This is a genomic window from Pseudoalteromonas sp. L21, assembly GCF_021728035.1.
GTDB lineage: Bacteria > Pseudomonadota > Gammaproteobacteria > Enterobacterales > Alteromonadaceae > Pseudoalteromonas > Pseudoalteromonas arabiensis.
This window is the reverse complement of record NZ_JAKKCV010000001.1, coordinates 200258-216377: the sequence shown is the minus strand read 5'-3', so window position 1 is coordinate 216377 and position 16120 is coordinate 200258. Positions and strand designations below refer to the sequence as shown.

Annotated in this window: 14 protein-coding genes; 7 read left to right on the top strand and 7 right to left on the bottom strand. The window is 39.6% G+C overall.

The annotated features are described in order from the left end of the window. Window positions 1-34: 34 nt before the first annotated feature. The gene (locus L3V41_RS01015; RefSeq protein WP_193987543.1) at window positions 35-571 is read right to left on the bottom strand and encodes an acyloxyacyl hydrolase; all 537 of its coding nucleotides are present in this window, start codon (window positions 569-571) and stop codon (window positions 35-37) included. 235 nt (window positions 572-806) lie between these two features. Between L3V41_RS01015 and L3V41_RS01010 the strand changes: the two genes are divergently transcribed. Together L3V41_RS01010 and L3V41_RS01005 are read left to right on the top strand one after the other, a co-directional pair. Beyond that, the gene (locus tag L3V41_RS01010; RefSeq protein ID WP_193988973.1) at window positions 807-1400 is read left to right on the top strand and encodes an ABC transporter substrate-binding protein; all 594 of its coding nucleotides are present in this window, start codon (window positions 807-809) and stop codon (window positions 1398-1400) included. Between the two features lie 298 nt (window positions 1401-1698). Beyond that, complete coding sequence (locus L3V41_RS01005) at window positions 1699-3036, top strand: ankyrin repeat domain-containing protein (protein ID WP_237114245.1); 1338 nt, start codon at window positions 1699-1701, stop codon at window positions 3034-3036. 61 nt (window positions 3037-3097) lie between these two features. Here the strand turns inward: L3V41_RS01005 and L3V41_RS01000 are convergent, their stop codons facing one another. The 5 genes from L3V41_RS01000 to L3V41_RS00980 are packed head-to-tail and all read right to left on the bottom strand — an operon-like array spanning window position 3098 to window position 6633. Continuing rightward, window positions 3098-3553 carry a DUF2069 domain-containing protein gene (locus L3V41_RS01000; protein ID WP_062569931.1) on the bottom strand — a complete coding sequence of 152 codons (456 nt, stop codon included), beginning with the start codon at window positions 3551-3553 and terminating at the stop codon, window positions 3098-3100. Further along, window positions 3550-4104, bottom strand: coding sequence for an NAD(P)H:quinone oxidoreductase (gene wrbA, locus L3V41_RS00995; RefSeq protein ID WP_193987542.1), 555 nt, complete (start codon window positions 4102-4104; stop codon window positions 3550-3552). Before wrbA ends, L3V41_RS01000 begins: the two co-directional genes overlap by 4 nt. Continuing rightward, window positions 4104-4451 carry an arsenate reductase (glutaredoxin) gene (gene arsC / locus L3V41_RS00990; protein ID WP_062569933.1) on the bottom strand — a complete coding sequence of 116 codons (348 nt, stop codon included), beginning with the start codon at window positions 4449-4451 and terminating at the stop codon, window positions 4104-4106. Before arsC ends, wrbA begins: the two co-directional genes overlap by 1 nt. Window positions 4452-4505: 54 nt before the next feature. Further along, entirely contained in the window at window positions 4506-5966 is a 1461-nt protein-coding gene (locus L3V41_RS00985; RefSeq protein WP_062569934.1) for a M48 family metalloprotease, read from the bottom strand. A gap of 1 nt (window position 5967) precedes the next feature. Further along, window positions 5968-6633 carry a hypothetical protein gene (locus L3V41_RS00980; protein WP_193987541.1) on the bottom strand — a complete coding sequence of 222 codons (666 nt, stop codon included), beginning with the start codon at window positions 6631-6633 and terminating at the stop codon, window positions 5968-5970. 366 nt (window positions 6634-6999) lie between these two features. On the opposite strand from L3V41_RS00980, the gene L3V41_RS00975 reads away from it, so the two are divergent. After that, window positions 7000-8070 carry an AI-2E family transporter gene (locus L3V41_RS00975; protein WP_062569937.1) on the top strand — a complete coding sequence of 357 codons (1071 nt, stop codon included), beginning with the start codon at window positions 7000-7002 and terminating at the stop codon, window positions 8068-8070. A 129-nt stretch (window positions 8071-8199) separates the two neighbouring features. Continuing rightward, window positions 8200-10455 carry an aminotransferase class V-fold PLP-dependent enzyme gene (locus L3V41_RS00970; RefSeq protein ID WP_062569938.1) on the top strand — a complete coding sequence of 752 codons (2256 nt, stop codon included), beginning with the start codon at window positions 8200-8202 and terminating at the stop codon, window positions 10453-10455. 101 nt (window positions 10456-10556) lie between these two features. Here the strand turns inward: L3V41_RS00970 and L3V41_RS00965 are convergent, their stop codons facing one another. Continuing rightward, window positions 10557-11585, bottom strand: a complete 1029-nt coding sequence (locus L3V41_RS00965; protein ID WP_062569939.1) for a LacI family DNA-binding transcriptional regulator — start codon at window positions 11583-11585, stop codon at window positions 10557-10559. Between the two features lie 352 nt (window positions 11586-11937). Here L3V41_RS00965 and pgi point away from each other — a divergent pair, with 352 nt between their 5' ends. From pgi to pgl, 3 genes are all read left to right on the top strand, one after another. After that, entirely contained in the window at window positions 11938-13584 is a 1647-nt protein-coding gene (gene pgi, locus L3V41_RS00960; RefSeq protein ID WP_237114243.1) for a glucose-6-phosphate isomerase, read from the top strand. Window positions 13585-13847: 263 nt separating this feature from the next. Further along, complete coding sequence (gene zwf, locus L3V41_RS00955; RefSeq protein ID WP_237127021.1) at window positions 13848-15320, top strand: glucose-6-phosphate dehydrogenase; 1473 nt, start codon at window positions 13848-13850, stop codon at window positions 15318-15320. A gap of 5 nt (window positions 15321-15325) precedes the next feature. Beyond that, window positions 15326-16036, top strand: a complete 711-nt coding sequence (gene pgl, locus L3V41_RS00950; RefSeq protein WP_062569942.1) for a 6-phosphogluconolactonase — start codon at window positions 15326-15328, stop codon at window positions 16034-16036. The last annotated feature ends 84 nt before the right edge of the window (window positions 16037-16120 follow it).

Below are 16120 nucleotides of genomic sequence, written 5' to 3'. Positions count from 1 at the left end.
AACTCAACTAGTCAATTTTGATCAATATTAGCACTTAAAAGCGTCGAGCATAAGATAGAGATATAAAATCAAGGCCAGGGTTCGGGCTTTTGAATCCTGCATTAGAATAATGTAAGTACCTTAATGCTAAACTAGTATCATTACCTAAGTCTGCGACGAGTCCTAATCTATCTTCAAATTGATAGTGAGTGCTAACGTTCTTACCTGCAAAATGGGTGTCATCTAATATAGAGACGCCAATCCCGAACTCCACTGAAACAGGAATATTTTTAACACTAAAAATAGGATATTGAATAACAGGAGACATGGCTAAAACAAGGTTGGTTTGATGATTGTTTTCTTTGCCATACTGCCAAATATTAAAGCTCGATTCGAAGTAGAGGCGTGCATGTTGAAAAGGAAGTTTCTCTTGGGGAATATGATATTGATAGGCGAGTTTAACCCCTTTAACATCCCCTTCACCTTGAATATAGTCAATGGCATAACCATGACTTGAACTTGCAAAAGCAGGCGTTGTTAAAGTAGCGGCAATAGCAAATGTTAGCGCTTTTAAAATGTGTGTAGTTTTCATATAGGGACTTCTCATAGTTACTATGAGCAAGTAGATAAGGGTGACTACGGGCCCTTTTCAATGTGCAAAAATACACAGTACTTGTGCATTTGCTTAATTTTTTCAGCAATTAACTGAAAACTAAAATAAAAATCTATTGGTGCGATTTTGGCATTAAAACGTTGTCGGATTGTTTCTTTTTATTTGGGGCTAATATCGGTATATTGGCTCAAATTTTCAACGGTAAATACATATGATGACTAAATTAATGAACGCCTTTTTACTTGTTACCGCGCTATTTGCTTCAAACGTATTTGCTAGCCAACTGAATTCTCCAAAACAATTGTTAGAGTCAGTGACAGCAGATTTATTTGTAGACATTGCAAGTGTAAATGCTAAAGGTGATGCAAGCTCACAAGCGATGGCTGACATTGTTGAGAAACGTTTATTACCGCATATGGATATTAAGTTTGTCTCATATAAGTTACTAGGAAAGCACATTAAAGGCTTACGCCGTGAACAAGCGGTTAGCTTTATTTCAGCGGTTGAGCACTACTTAACAATTACTTATGCTGGCGCGTTAATGAAATATACAGGCCAAAAAGTTATCTTTGATCAAGCCCAATTAGTAGATGGTGACTACGCGACCGTTAAAACACAAATTGTGGATGAAAATGCGCCAACAATAGACCTTCATTTTAAGCTACGCCAAGGTAAAAATAAGCAATGGAAGGTGTACGATATCGTTGCTGAAGGGATTTCTTTACTGAGTGCTAAGCAAAAAGAGGTTTTGCAACGTATTAGCCAAGTTGGCATTGACGAAGTTACTCAAGAATTAGCCAGTAAATAGGCTTAGACCTAGACTTACATTCAAGGCATATGTTAGTAAGTCTAGGTTTATTTAGTCTCCAACCAAGCAGTCAGTATATCCATGTGCTGCTGCTTTTCTATTTTCTTTAAAAATCACTGACTTTACGCTAGCACCTGTTAACCTCTGTGGTAGAATTAAGGCACTTTTCTTCTTACCTTAGTATCATTAGATACTGTTTTTATTGGTCGTGATATTAAGCGCAGTGTCAGTTAAATTTTGGCATAATTTGCAGCTTAATAAGACATCTAATAATGTGCAGCGGAGTTGTGTTTTTTTAATGGAAAATGTACTGATTTGGCCAAAGGAATACCCGTTACTGATCAAAGGATTAGTTGAACAAAATGGGGCCTATATTTTAGATGCTTTAGAAGCTTGGCCTGCATGCCATTCTACCAATGAAGACGATGGTGTATGCACCACTGTATTACCTCCTATTTATTATCTCTCTTGGCTTACACCTCTTGAGCCATTTGAGGAGTGTTATTTTCAGCATATTTCTGAGTTTGATGAAGCTGCGCAGCATTATATTAATGCGATGAAGTCGCACTTTTATGAAAATGATTACACCCCTGAAACGCTTGTATTGATGCTTTGCCAACGTTTAGAACAGTATGCGAGTGCATTTGCGCAATCTGCGGTTAAAACCCCAATTACACTCATTCGCCAATTATTTAACCGCCGCTATTTTACTGTTATTGAACATGTTTTAAGTCAAGGTGCGAAAATGTCCGCGGACGATGTATTAGTTCTTTGGACGGAAGTTGATTTCAGAGAGCGTTTCAGTGGTTTTATACCTGATTCAGTCACTGATCTTGAACAGTTAACAGAGCTTGCCGCAGAAAAAGTCGCCCTAGGTGAAGATTATTTCACGTTATTAAAATTAGTCTCGCCAGATGTCGATTCAGCTTCGCTTCTTGAACAAGCATTGTTAGCTCATTTAAGCCATGAGAATGCTAAGCAAACAATGGCGAAACGCTTTATTGAGCAAGGAGCAACGGGCACTTTAGCAGATGACAACGGCAAAACAGCATTTATGTGGGCTACAGAGAAGGGCTATGTCAATGTTGTTGAGACTTTACTGGAGCATCAAGATAAAACGATTCAAGATATAAAAGGCAATACGGCATTACATTATGCCGTGTTTGCTGAGAATGAACCATTATTGGTCTTACTCCTCAAACAAGGCTTTGATTATCGCGTACGCAATAACGATGGTTTAAGCTGTTATCGTCTCGCGGTGAGTATAAAAGCAGATAGTCTTGTAAAATGTCTTGAGCGTGAATTTGGCATTAAAGAACTATCACCTGAGGGGCAATTTGATCGTGTTAAGAAAGTGCACTTACTCCACGCAATTGTTACCTTGTTGCTGCCAATGCAGTTATTCTTCTTTTTTGACGACAGTATTGCAATAAAAAGTGAATTAACACTGAGCTTTACTTTGGTGGCTATTTTGTGTTTCTTTTTTGCAACTAGTTTAAAGCGTTGTGCGCTTTATCCACATTTACGTCACCCTTGGGGCTTATTCTTACTGAGGTTATTCTCATTGTTTAGCTTGATTGCTCAAGTGGGCTTAGCCAGTATCGTTGCGTTAGCAACTTTATCCGAACTGGTTTAAATAAAAACGGCAACTTATAGTTGCCGTTTTTATTTGTAACTGTGTTAAACACATAGTGTGATTATTTGTCGTGCTCGTGGGCTGCTTTTTCCTCAGCAAGCTCTTCTTTGAGTTTACGTATTTTTAACCCTAACTCCTGCCCACGATGGCGTGCATAATATGTGCAACCAATAAACATTAGGCTAGCAAAAGTTAACTCTAACAGCACCCAAATGAGCTGATCTTGGGCGACCCACAGTAGTGTAAAGCCATGAATAAAATAGAACATGACAATAAAATTAGCCCACGCATATGTGTAGGGTTTGTCTTGAATAATCCCTTTTAATGGTAGGAGTAATGGCACTATATAAACAACAAATATAAAGGCATTACTATGGCCTTCCCTAGGAGCAATTAGAAATAACCAAATAGGCATTAAAATTAATAAGCCAATGTAACCTGTTAATGCAAATCGCTGAAAACGTTTTGTAATCGGTTTTTTGGCAATAGGGGGGTTTACTTCTGAGTTTGTGCTCATTGTAGTTTACTCGCAATCTGCGCCAAACGTTTTCCAACACTGTGGCAAATTTTCATTTCATCTTTACTGAGAACATTACTATTGTTAGTGCCAGCAACATGTGTTGCACCGTATGGGGTTCCGCCTGTCTCTGTGCTCAGTAATTCGGGCACATCATATGGAACGCCTAGTAACATCATGCCATGGTGTAATAAAGGTAATGATAAGTTAAGTAAGGTTGCTTCGTTACCACCATGCATACTGCTTGATGACGAAAAAACGCAGGCTGGTTTATCGATCAGTTGTCCTTTTAGCCACAGATCACTGGTGGTTTCCCAGAAGCTTTTCGCTTGCGATGCCATCATACCAAAACGGGTAGGGGTGCCAAAGGCGAGACCATCACAATGAATAAGGTCGTCTTTGCTTATGACAATATCGTGAGCTTGGCGTTTAACAAAGGTGCGCAGTAAGGCTGTTACACCTTGCTGTTCAATTGACTCTGCAATTTCGTGGGCCATGGCTTCTACAGAGCCATGACTTGAGTGGTATAACACAACAATGTTAAGTGACATTAAAGTACGCTTAATACGTTTTCAGGTGGACGACCAAGCGCAGCTTTATTATTGTGCTCTACAATAGGACGCTCGATTAATTTAGGGTTTGCCGCCATCGCCGCAATTAGCTTGCCTTCGTCTTGTTCGTTTTTAAGCTCAAGCTCTTTGTAGATGTCTTCTTTTGTGCGCATTAATTCACGTGCAGAGGTGAAGCCAAGTTGCGTTACTAACGTGGCAATCTGTTGCTCATCAAGAGGTGTTTTTAAATACTCAACCACATTAGGTTGGACGTTATTACTTTCTAAAAGGGCAAGCGTTTCACGTGATTTTGAACAACGCGGATTATGATAAATAGTCACAGACATGGAGTGTTCTCTAATTTAATAATTTAGCTTATTTTAGGGTAAGCAAGGCGAGACTTAAAGTCTCGCTAGCTCTTTTTGTAGTTGACGATATTGTGTAAGCAATGCTTTTAAACGTTGCTGCTTCACTAGCTCTTCTGGCTCGACGAAATTTAATGCTTTTTGAATTTCGTCAGCAGCTTTTAAGTAGGCACCATATTGCGCCAAAACATCAGCATGTGCTTCATGATACGCCGCTAAGTTTTTTTGCTTTTTATAAACGTTAGCAATCAATTCTTTACCTAAATTATGGTCAGGCTTAGCAAGTAAAAAAGTCTTTAAAACTTGCTCCGCAACATCGTATTGCTCAGCCTCAATAGCCGCATTTGCATAGTTGAGGGTTATAACTTGATTATTTGGTCTATCAATATTTAATTTTGCTAAATAGTCTACGGCTTCATCAGCTTTGCCTTGCGCAATAAGCAGATCAGTGTGGGTATCGATATAAAATAAGTTTTTAGGATCTTTTTTGCGTAATGGCTCAAGTACACTGGCAGCTTCGTCGAGTTTTTTCTGATCTAATAAGCTAATCCCTAAACCATATTTTAGAGCAGTATCGCCATACGCGGTGTTTTCACGCATTAATTTTCGAAAGAGGTCCTCAGCAGCTTCAGACTTTTGATAATAGCGAGCAATAACACGACTTTTTGCTAAATTGAATTCTAAGCTATCTGAGAAATGCTTTTTAGGGTATTGCTCAGCTCTTAAGCGTACATCAGAGACACGGCTTTCGGGTAATGGGTGAGTAAGCAAAAAAGCAGGGGGCTTGTATTTGTAACGGATTTGCGCAGCTAGTTTAGTTAAAAACTCGCTTGATTGGCGTGGATCAAAGCCGGCATTGTTAAGGGTCTGCATGCCAATGCGGTCAGCTTCTTGCTCTGCAGCACGACTGTGAGTGAGTTGGCTAAATGCGGCTTGTGTTTGGTTTGCCGAAATAATCGCAATACCTGCATCAGGTGAGACAACCGTTGCCAGAATACCAGCAATCATACCTGCAATTGTTAAAGCGCTATTGTCTTGTTGTTGTTGGAGTCGACGCGCTAAATGACGTTGTGTTACGTGCGCTATCTCATGGCCCAACACTGACGCAAATTGGCTTTCGTTATCAGCTTGCGCAATAAGTCCAGTGTGAACACCAACATGGCCACCATAGAATGCAAATGCATTAATCTCAGAGTTATTAATCCAGAAAAAAGAAAACGGAAAACGTACATCGTTGGCATTTGCAACTAAGCGACGACCTAAAGTTGTGAGATACTCGTCAAGTACAGGATCATTAACAACAGGTGATGATCCTCGAATTTGCATCATCATTACTTCACCAATTGCTTGCTCTTTTTCAATCGGAAGTGCTTGCAGTGCCGAGGTGCCTAAATCGGGAAGTTTAAAATTTGTTTGTGCCTTTAACGGCTCACTGTGCAAAACCACGAGTGTGAGTAACGCACTGCACAGTGTTATAAAGGCTGATTTAAATCGCATTTTATTCCTTTTTGATCTGCTCACCAAGCATGATTTTAGCAAGGTCTATTTCGTCGCTACATGCACGGCTATCTTTTTCACATAATTGATAGAAATCTTTTATTGTGACTCCACCTAGCTTAACAACGTTCAACTCTCGTTGTAAAAAAGTTATGATTTTATGCACAACCTTATGCGCGTGAAGAATAAGGGCTTTGTCGGCTTTATCGCCACGCTCAAAATAAAAGGCAATAAATTTGTGTAGCTGATTTATGCGAATAAGGTTTTTCATTGTGATCGGGTCCCATACCTTAAACTCCATAAAGCGGTTACCTTTGACATATTGATCAACAAGTGAATCTTTGGCATATGGCGAAGCCCATAACTCAAAACCACGCTCAGTAAAGCTTTGATGTAACGCTATTCTAGGTTTGTTTTCGCAAACAATTTCACCTAAATTGGTTACGTGCCCATCAAGTGTATCAAGATTCCAATTGCTTGTATCAATAAGGCGCTTCACTGCATTATCAAAACCATGGTTTAAAATCCCCTCAGATTCACTCACAGAGGATGCAACCATGTGATAAAACGGAGGTAGCTCCCCCCAGTTAATCTGCTTTTTATACCAATTTATTTCTTTAAGAGTTGGATTAGCAGGTAATTGCGCTTTATTATGCGTGCCAGGCATTAGGTTTCCTTTACTACCAGTTATTAAATAAGGATAAACTATTGTTTTGCGTGTTTTAAGAAAAAAATGAATTTAGATTCATTCTATTGATCTGATTTTGGTATATGCATAGGGCTTATACCAATTGTTCATAGTTATTACGGGATAGTCTCGTTATGTTGAGATGTGATTTGAGGCCGTTTAAGTGCCCGCAACAATTTGTTCAGTTTAAATTAGGACTAAAAAAGGCACAATTAGCGAAACAAACAGTCATTTTTGCATTTGATGTTGCCCATTCAAATCATGATATGCTGCGTTTTTTAGATAAACATCATTATCAATATAGACTTGACCTAAATTTAGGCGAATTAACAGTGGAGCCTGTTTGTGTTTGAATACGTTAAAGCTTGGTACGAAAATAAGTTTTCTGATCCTCACTCAGTGACGCTGTTATTACTTTTAATAGCAACAGTTGCACTGTTTTATTTCTTTGGTTCATTAATTGTTCCTGTACTCGTAGCATTGGTGATTGCATATTTGCTTGATTGGCCTGTTGTGCATTTAGAAAAGTTCGGCTTAAAACGTTTTACGGCCACTGTGCTGGTGATGCTGGTGTTTAGTGGTTTAATGTTGATGATCATTATTGGTATGGGCCCTGTTTTATGGCAGCAAACAAGTAATTTAGTGCAAGAAGCCCCGTACATGGTCGAGCAAGGAAAGGCCTTCTTAATGCATTTACCTGATGACTACCCCAATTTGATTACAACAGATCAAGTTAAGTCTATTGTCAGTAGTGTAGAGACCAAGGTGATTGAATTTGGCCAAGTTGTTTTATCTGCCTCGCTTACTTCTTTAAAAGATGTGGCGGCATGGTTGATCTATCTTATTTTAGTACCACTGCTAGTTTTCTTTATGCTTAAAGATAAACAAGATCTTATCAAAAGTGCTGAGCGTTTAATCCCTAAGCAACGTCGTTTAATCCTGCAAGTATGGCAAGAGATGAATCAGCAGATTATGAATTATATTCGTGGAAAAGTGTTCGAAATTCTAATTGTAGGTACGGCCTCCTTTATTGCTTTTGCTGTGCTTGATTTACGCTACGCGGCATTACTCAGTGTATTAGTTGGTCTATCGGTGCTTATTCCGTTTGTGGGCGCTGCATTGGTAACCATTCCTGTGGCGGCTGTGGCCTTGTTTCAATTTGGATTAGAGACCCAATTTTGGACCATATTGATAATCTATGGCATTATTCAAGCGCTCGATGGCAATGTGCTGGTCCCTTTATTGTTCTCTGAAGCCGTTGACTTAAACCCTGTGTTTATCATTGTTGCAGTGCTGTTCTTTGGTGGGCTTTGGGGGTTTTGGGGAGTATTCTTTGCTATTCCTTTAGCATCACTTGTTAAAGCTCTGATAAATGCTTGGTCGAGCAAGCAAGAGAATTTGATCGAAAGCCAATAGCGCAGCCAATTCTTTAGCATTAAAAAGTATAGAAAACGCACTTTACTGCTTAATTGATTATTACTCTTATACACGGTAAAAATGTAAAATACGTTATAAGATATATCTTTTAGTAATATGGTGCGTTTAATGGCTAACTTTTTTTTCTCCGATGATATAAATCAGCAAATCTATTTAGATGCAAATGCAACGACACCTGTACTTCCTGAAATTGCTGATGTTGTCTCTCATACAATGCAAGTTTGCTTTGGAAATCCGTCAAGTTCTCACATTACTGGTATTCAAGCTAAGCATTTGTTGGAACAGACTCGCCGTAAAGCCCGTGATGTAATTGGGGCGACTGATGGCGACATTTTGTTTACTTCAGGTGCAACAGAAGGTATTCAGACGGCTGTCGTATCGACTTTAATTGCCGCAAAACATCATAAAATAGATAACCCTGTATTGCTCTATGGTGCAACAGAGCATAAAGCAGTTCCTAATACGCTTAAGCACTGGAATACAGTGCTAGATATCAATGCTGAAGTTCTTGCTATCCCCGTTGATAAAAATGGCATTTTAGATCATGAATTTATTGCTAGTCATGCCTCGCGCGCGTTAATGATTTGCACTATGGCAGTGAATAATGAAACCGGTGTGTTCCAAGACCTAACAGCAATTGAAAAAGTGATCCGCAGTAAAAATACGGATGTTGCTTGGATGGTAGATTGTGTACAAGCACTAGGAAAAACGGATTTATCACTCAGTAAAACGACAATTGATTACGCACCATTCTCAGGTCACAAGCTATATGCACCAAAAGGGATAGGTGTTTTGTATATTCGCAAGGGCAGTGCATATACGCCATTTATTGCTGGAGGTGGCCAAGAAAGTGGCATGCGCTCAGGCACAGAAAACTTACCAGGTATTGCAGGATTAAATAAACTTTTTTCATTGTTGTTAGATAAAGAAGACGATGTTTTTAAACCTATTGAGCTGCTAGATGCTTATCGTAAGCAGTTACATGCAGCATTAGTGGATACTTTTGGTGACATTACATTTAACCATCGCTTTTCATGCTCAGTACCCACAACACTAAACTTTGCAGTTAATGAGTTAACAAGCAAAGAGGTGATGGATTTATTTGATGCCGCGGGTATTCGTGTCAGTGGTGGGTCTGCATGTAGCTCGGGAGCGAATCGTAGTTTTGTTCTTGATTCTATGGGTGCATCTGATTGGCAAAGTGAGAATGCCATTCGTATGTCGTTTGGTCCAGCAGCAAGCCAGCAAGAAATTGATTATGCATGCGAGAAAATTCGTTCATTAAAACCGATTCTTGAAGCAAACTGTTTAGTTGTTTCAGACAGTACAACACCCCAACATGAGGTGTGTGCGATTGGTCTAACTCAATTAAGACATCAAGCTGCGTGCTGCTGGTTATATGTTGATAGTAACAAGCATGCGGTGATTATCGATCCTATTATTGAACTTATTCCGCGTTTAGCAAAAATGGTTGCGACACAAGGATTAACAGTTCTCGCTATTTTAGACACCCATCAACATCAAGAACGACTTTCTGCACGATGTTTATTAAGTAAAGAATTGGCTGAACACTGTATTGCTGGTGAAGTCGATGAACTAGGCTGGCCGATTAAGGCGGAACAGATTGAACTAACCGATATGTGTTTGAGCAAAGTTGCAACACCAGGGCACAGCCAAGACAGTGTTAGTTATTTGCTCAAAGATAACAAAACTAAGGCCATTAGTTATTGTTTTTGTGGAGACTTAATTTTACCCGGTGGGTTAGGTAATACTTCACTTGAAGGTGGTGATGCCGCTCAGATGGCTCAGTCATTAAAGTATATTGCAAATACCATAGATGATAAAACAGTGATTTGCTCTGGCCATGATTATCAGCAGTGCTTTGCAATGGATTGGCATGCACAGCAGGCGACAAATCCGCTATTAAGCCGGTTGCTCAATGAGCAGATTTCTGACGCCGAGTTTATTGAACTAAAGCAACAAAACGATCAGCAAAAACAAGCTGTAAATCATAGCTTGTGCGGCTATGTAGATACATTAGAAAGCCCGCCCACGAAGCAGTTAACATCAACAGAAGCAAAAGCAATGCTTTGCCAAAAGGACACCTATCTAATCGATACGCGCGAGCCTTATGAGCATAGTGTGGTTGATATCGCAGAGCAGTTTAAGATTGATGATTCTCACGTTATTAATATTCCACTTAGCCGCATGGCTAATGAGATTATGCAGGGGCATCTAAATAAATGTAATTGTTATATCTTAATATGTCGTAGTGGGAATCGCTCAAAACAAGCTGCTAAGAACCTATCTCAGTTAGGTTTTGAGAATGTCTATAACCTTGATGGTGGGTTAGCTTTATTGTAGCGAACAATACCAACTTCCAATAATACTTAATCATTTAATTAAGCAAGTTGGTATAAGAAAGCCGCATGTTAATGCGGCTTTTTCGTAACAGTATTGAATCGTTAGGTTTTTGGCCCTGAACTTTCACGAACAACTAATGACGGGGTAAATGTCGTGATGATCTCTTTGTCTTGGTTCCGTGCTCCTCGTGTCTTTCTAAATAATAGGCGAGCAGCGTGCTGAGATATAACATCATTGGCTTGATGAGCTGTTGTCAGCTTTGGCCATGTTTGACGCGAGAAAGGCGAGTCTTCGAATCCTGTAATAGACAATTGCTCAGGGATTTCAATTCCCATTAAACGTGAAGCAAATAAAGCACCAGCTGCCATTTCATCGTTTCCGCCTAAAAGAGCCGTTATTTGTAGCGGGTTATCGGTTCCCAAGAGTGCTTTCGCACCTTCAACACCTGACTCGAACGAATATTGGCCTTCGTAGATTAACTCATCATTTAGGGCAATATTGTGATCTTTTAATGCTGCTTGATACCCTTCTAAACGTTCAGTTGTTGATTTATGCTCTTTGTCACCACATAAAAAGCCAATATGAGTATGGCCTAGTGATAATAGGTGAGAGGTAATTTCGTAAGCGGCCTCGTAGTCATTAACAAAGATGCAGGTATCTTGCTCTTCATCAGTAGGACGGCCAGATAACACACGAACATAATGAATCCCCATTTCATCGAGCATATCAATAATACTACTTTGTTCAGATAAAGGAGGGGTCAAGACTAAACCAGCCAAGCGAGAACGCTTAATCATGGTTTTAAAATCATCTTCCATGTTGCTGTCTAGGTAATTACATGGATGGATAACCAGCTCGTAGCCTTCTTCCTTGCAGCGTGATAAAACACCATTTTGCATATCGATAACATAATATGCATTAGGGTTGTCATAGACTAAGCCTACAGTGAAAGAAGATGTTCCGGCAAGGTTACGAGCTGCTAAGTTCGGTTGGTAGTTAAGCGTATTAACAGCGTCCATGACGATATCGTAGGTTTTTTTTCTAACCGATGGCTCTTTATTTATGACTCGCGACACGGTTTTCATGGAAACCCCCGCAAGCTTAGCTACATCATTTATTGTTACTTTCATACTGTTACTTTATAGTTAGTTTAAATTGTATTATAATAATACTGAAAGATGGTTAGCCCATGCACTTTAATTCTTAATAAATACATTAATATTTAATATAAGTTGTTTAGTGTATCGAATGTTCAAACAAATTAGCAGTAAAATAATTGAGATAATTTTTATGATACCGGTGTCAAAAGAGAAAAATTGCGCTATTATCTCGACTATAAAATGTAAAAGTAGGACATTGACAGCGTTGTCATTTTAACTTAGTGTTAACCAACTTCGTGTTTTTAATTGCTGTCTTTATTCATTTTAATTAAAAAGATAGTTACATATCAAATTGTTGCAAGTTTTTTAGGGGATTTCATTTATGAGCAACCGTTCGCAGTTAGCTAGTTGGCAAGCATTGAGTGACAGTGCAAAAAAGATGAAACAAATTCATCTTAAAGATTTATTCGCCAATGACAGCTCGCGCTTCGAGCAGTTTTCCGCTCAAATCCCAGGCGTTTTATTTGATTATTCAAAGCAACATATAGATAAAACAGTATTTGAGCAGCTAATTGCACTAGCGAATGAATGTGATATCAGCTCATGGCGTGAAAAAATGTTCATCGGTGAAAAAATTAATATCACCGAAGATCGCGCCGTACTTCACACTGCACTTCGTAACCGCGCTAATTCGCCCGTTATGGTTGATGGCGACAATGTAACGAATGACGTGAACAACGAACTTGCTAAAATGAAGCAGTTCGTTAATAAGGTTCGCAGTGGCGAGTGGTTAGGTTATACCGGTAAGGCCGTAAAAGATGTTGTGGCGATTGGTGTTGGTGGCTCAAACTTAGGCCCACAAATGGCCACTGAGGCACTTGCAGCCTATGCCGATGACACATTGAAAGTGCATTATGTTTCAAATGTTGATGGCGTACAGATTGCCTCTGTATTAAAAGAGTTAAATGCTGAAACAACGCTTTTTGTTATTTCATCAAAAACATTTACAACATCTGAAACCATGACCAATGCAAAGTCAGCGGTTGAATGGTTTTTACAATCGGCGCAAGCACAAGAGCACATTGCCAAACATTTTGTAGCTGTGAGCACTAATTTAGAAAAAACAGCTGCGTTTGGAATTGCAGATGAAAACGTATTCACAATGTGGGATTGGGTCGGTGGTCGCTTTTCGCTATGGAGTGCGATAGGATTACCAATCGCATTGTATTTAGGCTTCGAAGCGTTTGAAGAGATCCTTGAAGGTGCGTTTGAAGTTGATGAACATTTCAAGACGGCTAAATTTGAACAAAACGTACCGCTATTAATGGCGCTATTAAGTGTCTGGAATACAAGCTTTTTAGGTCATACATCGCAAGCAATATTGCCGTACGACCAAGCATTGCATATGTTACCTGCTTACTTACAGCAAGGTGAAATGGAAAGCAACGGTAAACATGTAAACTTTGCTGGCGAAACAGTACCTTATACGACAGTACCTATTATTTGGGGTATGACTGGTATAAATGGTCAGCACGCATTTTATCAATGCTTGCACCAAGGCAATGTAATTGTGCCCGCTGATTTTATTGCGTCTATTGAGCCGCAAGTGAATGTTGGCAAGCATCATGATATTTTATTATCAAACTTTTTTGCTCAAACAGAAGCCATGATGGCAGGCGTTGATGCAGAGCAAGTAACGGCTGATTTAACCGCGAAAGGTAAATCGGAAGCCGAAATTGCAGAATTACTGAATCATAAGATTCACCAAGGCAACCGCCCAACCACGTCAATGCTACTGGACAAAGTGGATGCAAAAACAGTGGGTCGTTTAATTGCACTTTATGAGCACAAGATCTTCTGCCAAGGGATTATCTTAGAGATTTGCTCATTCGACCAATGGGGTGTTGAACTAGGTAAAGGACTTGCCTCTAAAATTGAAGCTGAACTATTTGATGACGCAGTGAGTCACCCACACGATAGCTCAACCAATGGACTGATCGCTTACTATAAAGCACATCGTAAGCAGTAAAAGATTCGCAGCATTAGCTGTAAACCAAATACCTTTGAACGGGTAGCGCTGGAGTTCTTAGGGCCTGTATTTTTGTGAGAGGATTTACAGAGCCCCTAAGACTCATTTACTTCAGCCAAAATAAGAACAATGAGTAAGCTACTTACATAAATTCAATAGGCTTTGTTAAGTGTTTTTAAACATCGCCAATCATCCAAACAACAATTCGCATTGCCACACTGCATGAAGTGAAGACATGGCATTGCCAATGTAGAGAGTGATATATGCTAAATCCATTTGATATCGTAATTTTTGGGGGCGGTGGCGATCTTGCGTTACGCAAATTACTACCTGCAATGTATCGCGCTTATCAAGAAGGCAACCTGCCTCAAGGTTCTCGCATTCTCCCTACGGTACGTGACCAAAGTAAGCGAGAAGAGTACATCGAAACAGCAGATAAAGCGTTACAAGAGTTTCTTGGCAAGGGTGAATATAACGCCAAAGACTGGAAAGCGTTTTCTGCTTACTTAGTGCCTGTTGTGACTAATGTTACAGAAGCGGATGCTGATTGGGATAAGTTAAAAGACATTTTAGATGAGCATGAAGCGGACAAGTCTCGTGTATTTTACCTGTCATTACCGCCAGCAGTGTACGGTAGTTGTTGTGAGATTTTATCATCGAAAGGCCTGATCACAAATACGTCGCGCGTGGTTGTTGAAAAGCCGATTGGTTACTGTGGAAAATCCGCAGAAGAAATTAATGCAAAAATTGCCGAGTATTTTACTGAGGAACAGATTTTCCGAATCGACCATTACCTTGGTAAAGAGACGGTACAAAACTTAATGGCACTGCGTTTTTCAAACTCATTGTTTGAAAATCTTTGGGATGCTAAGTCGATTGATAATATCCAAATCAGTCTATCAGAGACAGTGGGCCTTGAAAGCCGTGCTGGCTTTTACGATAAAGCGGGTGCACTTCGTGATATGGTGCAAAACCACTTATTACAGCTGCTTTGTCTTGTTGCAATGGAGTCGCCAAACAAATTAACAGCCAATAGTATTCGCACAGAAAAACTAAAAGTGCTTGAATCACTGCGTCCGCTTGTTGCGGAAGACGTTGATGCAAATATTGTTCGAGGCCAATATGTACCTGGTAATTTAGATGGCAAAATCGTGCCAGGCTACTTAGAAGAATTAAACGAGGGCGCAAGTAAAACAGAAACATTTGTTGCTATTCGTGCACACATTGATAACTGGCGTTGGGCAGGTGTTCCTTTCTATCTTCGTACTGGTAAACGTATGAAAAAGCGTTGTGCTGAAATTGTTGTTGAGTATAAAAAAGTTTCTCACAATGTATACAGCGATAACGTTGGCAATATTGAGCCAAACCGCTTAGTGATCCGCCTGCAACCAGAAGAAACAATTCAATTAACGCTTATGTCAAAGCGTCTTGATAATTTAGAAATGCAGTTAGAGCCTGTGACAATGAATATTGAGTTGTCTCAAGCATACAGTAATGGTTTCCATTCTGATGCATACAAACGTTTAATGCTTGATGCGGCTGCTAATAACCCTTCACTATTTATCCACCGCGATGAAGTTCGCCAAGCTTGGAAGTGGATTGATCCAATTATCGAACGTTGGCAAGAAAAAGGCGCTCCCTCGTTATACCGTGCAGGTAGCTGGGGTCCCGAAGATGCTGATGAATTACTAGATGAAAATAACCATGTATGGTTTAACACTGGCGATAAGGCGTAAATACGATGGCAACAATTGTTGAAAAATTCTTTGCGACTAAAGATGAGTTAACAGCTGAGCTTTCTTCAAGTTTAGAGCAAAGTTTAGTATCAGGCATTAAACAAGATGGCCGTGCAGTATTAATGGTATCTGGTGGTTCGTCACCGGCACCTGCGTATGAACACTTATCTAACCTTGAGCTTGATTGGGCAAATATTGATGTTGCTATGGTTGATGAGCGTTGGGTTGATGCATCACATGAAAAAAGTAATGAAGCATTTATTAAAAGCACGTTATTACAAAACCAAGGCGCGGCAGCTAACTTCATTACGATGAAAAATAGCGCAGCGACTGCAAAAAAGGGCGTTGCTGAATGTGAAGCAGCATACCAATCTTTAAAGCGTCCTTTTGATGTAACAATTTTAGGTATGGGGCCAGATGGCCATACTGCTTCTCTTTTTCCACATGCTGAAGGTTTAGAGCATGGTTTAGCTACAAATGATTTAGTTTGCGCTATTAATGCTATTGAAAGTGATGTTACAGGTAAGATAACTGAGCGTATGACATTAACACTTGCTGCCATTGCTGATTCTAAAGTGGTCAAGTTATTAATCAGTGGCGAAGAAAAGCTTGAAGTGTATAAACAAGCAAAGCAGGGCGGGGCTGTTGCAGACATGCCTTTACGCGCTGTTTTGAATCACCCAACAATTAATATTGAAGTTTATTGGGCTCCATAATTACTTGTTTTAAAAACATTAAACGAAAGCGAGCTTGAGGCTCGCTTTTTTATTTAAATAAGGAACAAAAAGCATTAGACATTA

Bases quoted from the DNA above. Each gene is read 5' to 3' on its own strand.
- L3V41_RS01010 (WP_193988973.1), top strand. From the start codon at position 807: ATGACTAAATTAATGAACGCCTTTTTACTTGTTACCGCGCTATTTGCT.
- L3V41_RS00985 (WP_062569934.1), bottom strand. From the start codon at position 5,966: ATGCGATTTAAATCAGCCTTTATAACACTGTGCAGTGCGTTACTCACA.
- zwf (WP_237127021.1), top strand. From the start codon at position 13,848: ATGCTAAATCCATTTGATATCGTAATTTTTGGGGGCGGTGGCGATCTT.
- L3V41_RS00965 (WP_062569939.1), bottom strand. From the start codon at position 11,585: ATGAAAGTAACAATAAATGATGTAGCTAAGCTTGCGGGGGTTTCCATG.
- pgl (WP_062569942.1), top strand. From the start codon at position 15,326: ATGGCAACAATTGTTGAAAAATTCTTTGCGACTAAAGATGAGTTAACA.
- L3V41_RS01005 (WP_237114245.1), top strand. From the start codon at position 1,699: ATGGAAAATGTACTGATTTGGCCAAAGGAATACCCGTTACTGATCAAA.
- pgi (WP_237114243.1), top strand. From the start codon at position 11,938: ATGAGCAACCGTTCGCAGTTAGCTAGTTGGCAAGCATTGAGTGACAGT.
- L3V41_RS01015 (WP_193987543.1), bottom strand. From the start codon at position 571: ATGAAAACTACACACATTTTAAAAGCGCTAACATTTGCTATTGCCGCT.
- L3V41_RS00980 (WP_193987541.1), bottom strand. From the start codon at position 6,633: ATGCCTGGCACGCATAATAAAGCGCAATTACCTGCTAATCCAACTCTT.
- L3V41_RS01000 (WP_062569931.1), bottom strand. From the start codon at position 3,553: ATGAGCACAAACTCAGAAGTAAACCCCCCTATTGCCAAAAAACCGATT.
- L3V41_RS00970 (WP_062569938.1), top strand. From the start codon at position 8,200: ATGGCTAACTTTTTTTTCTCCGATGATATAAATCAGCAAATCTATTTA.
- arsC (WP_062569933.1), bottom strand. From the start codon at position 4,451: ATGTCTGTGACTATTTATCATAATCCGCGTTGTTCAAAATCACGTGAA.
- wrbA (WP_193987542.1), bottom strand. From the start codon at position 4,104: ATGTCACTTAACATTGTTGTGTTATACCACTCAAGTCATGGCTCTGTA.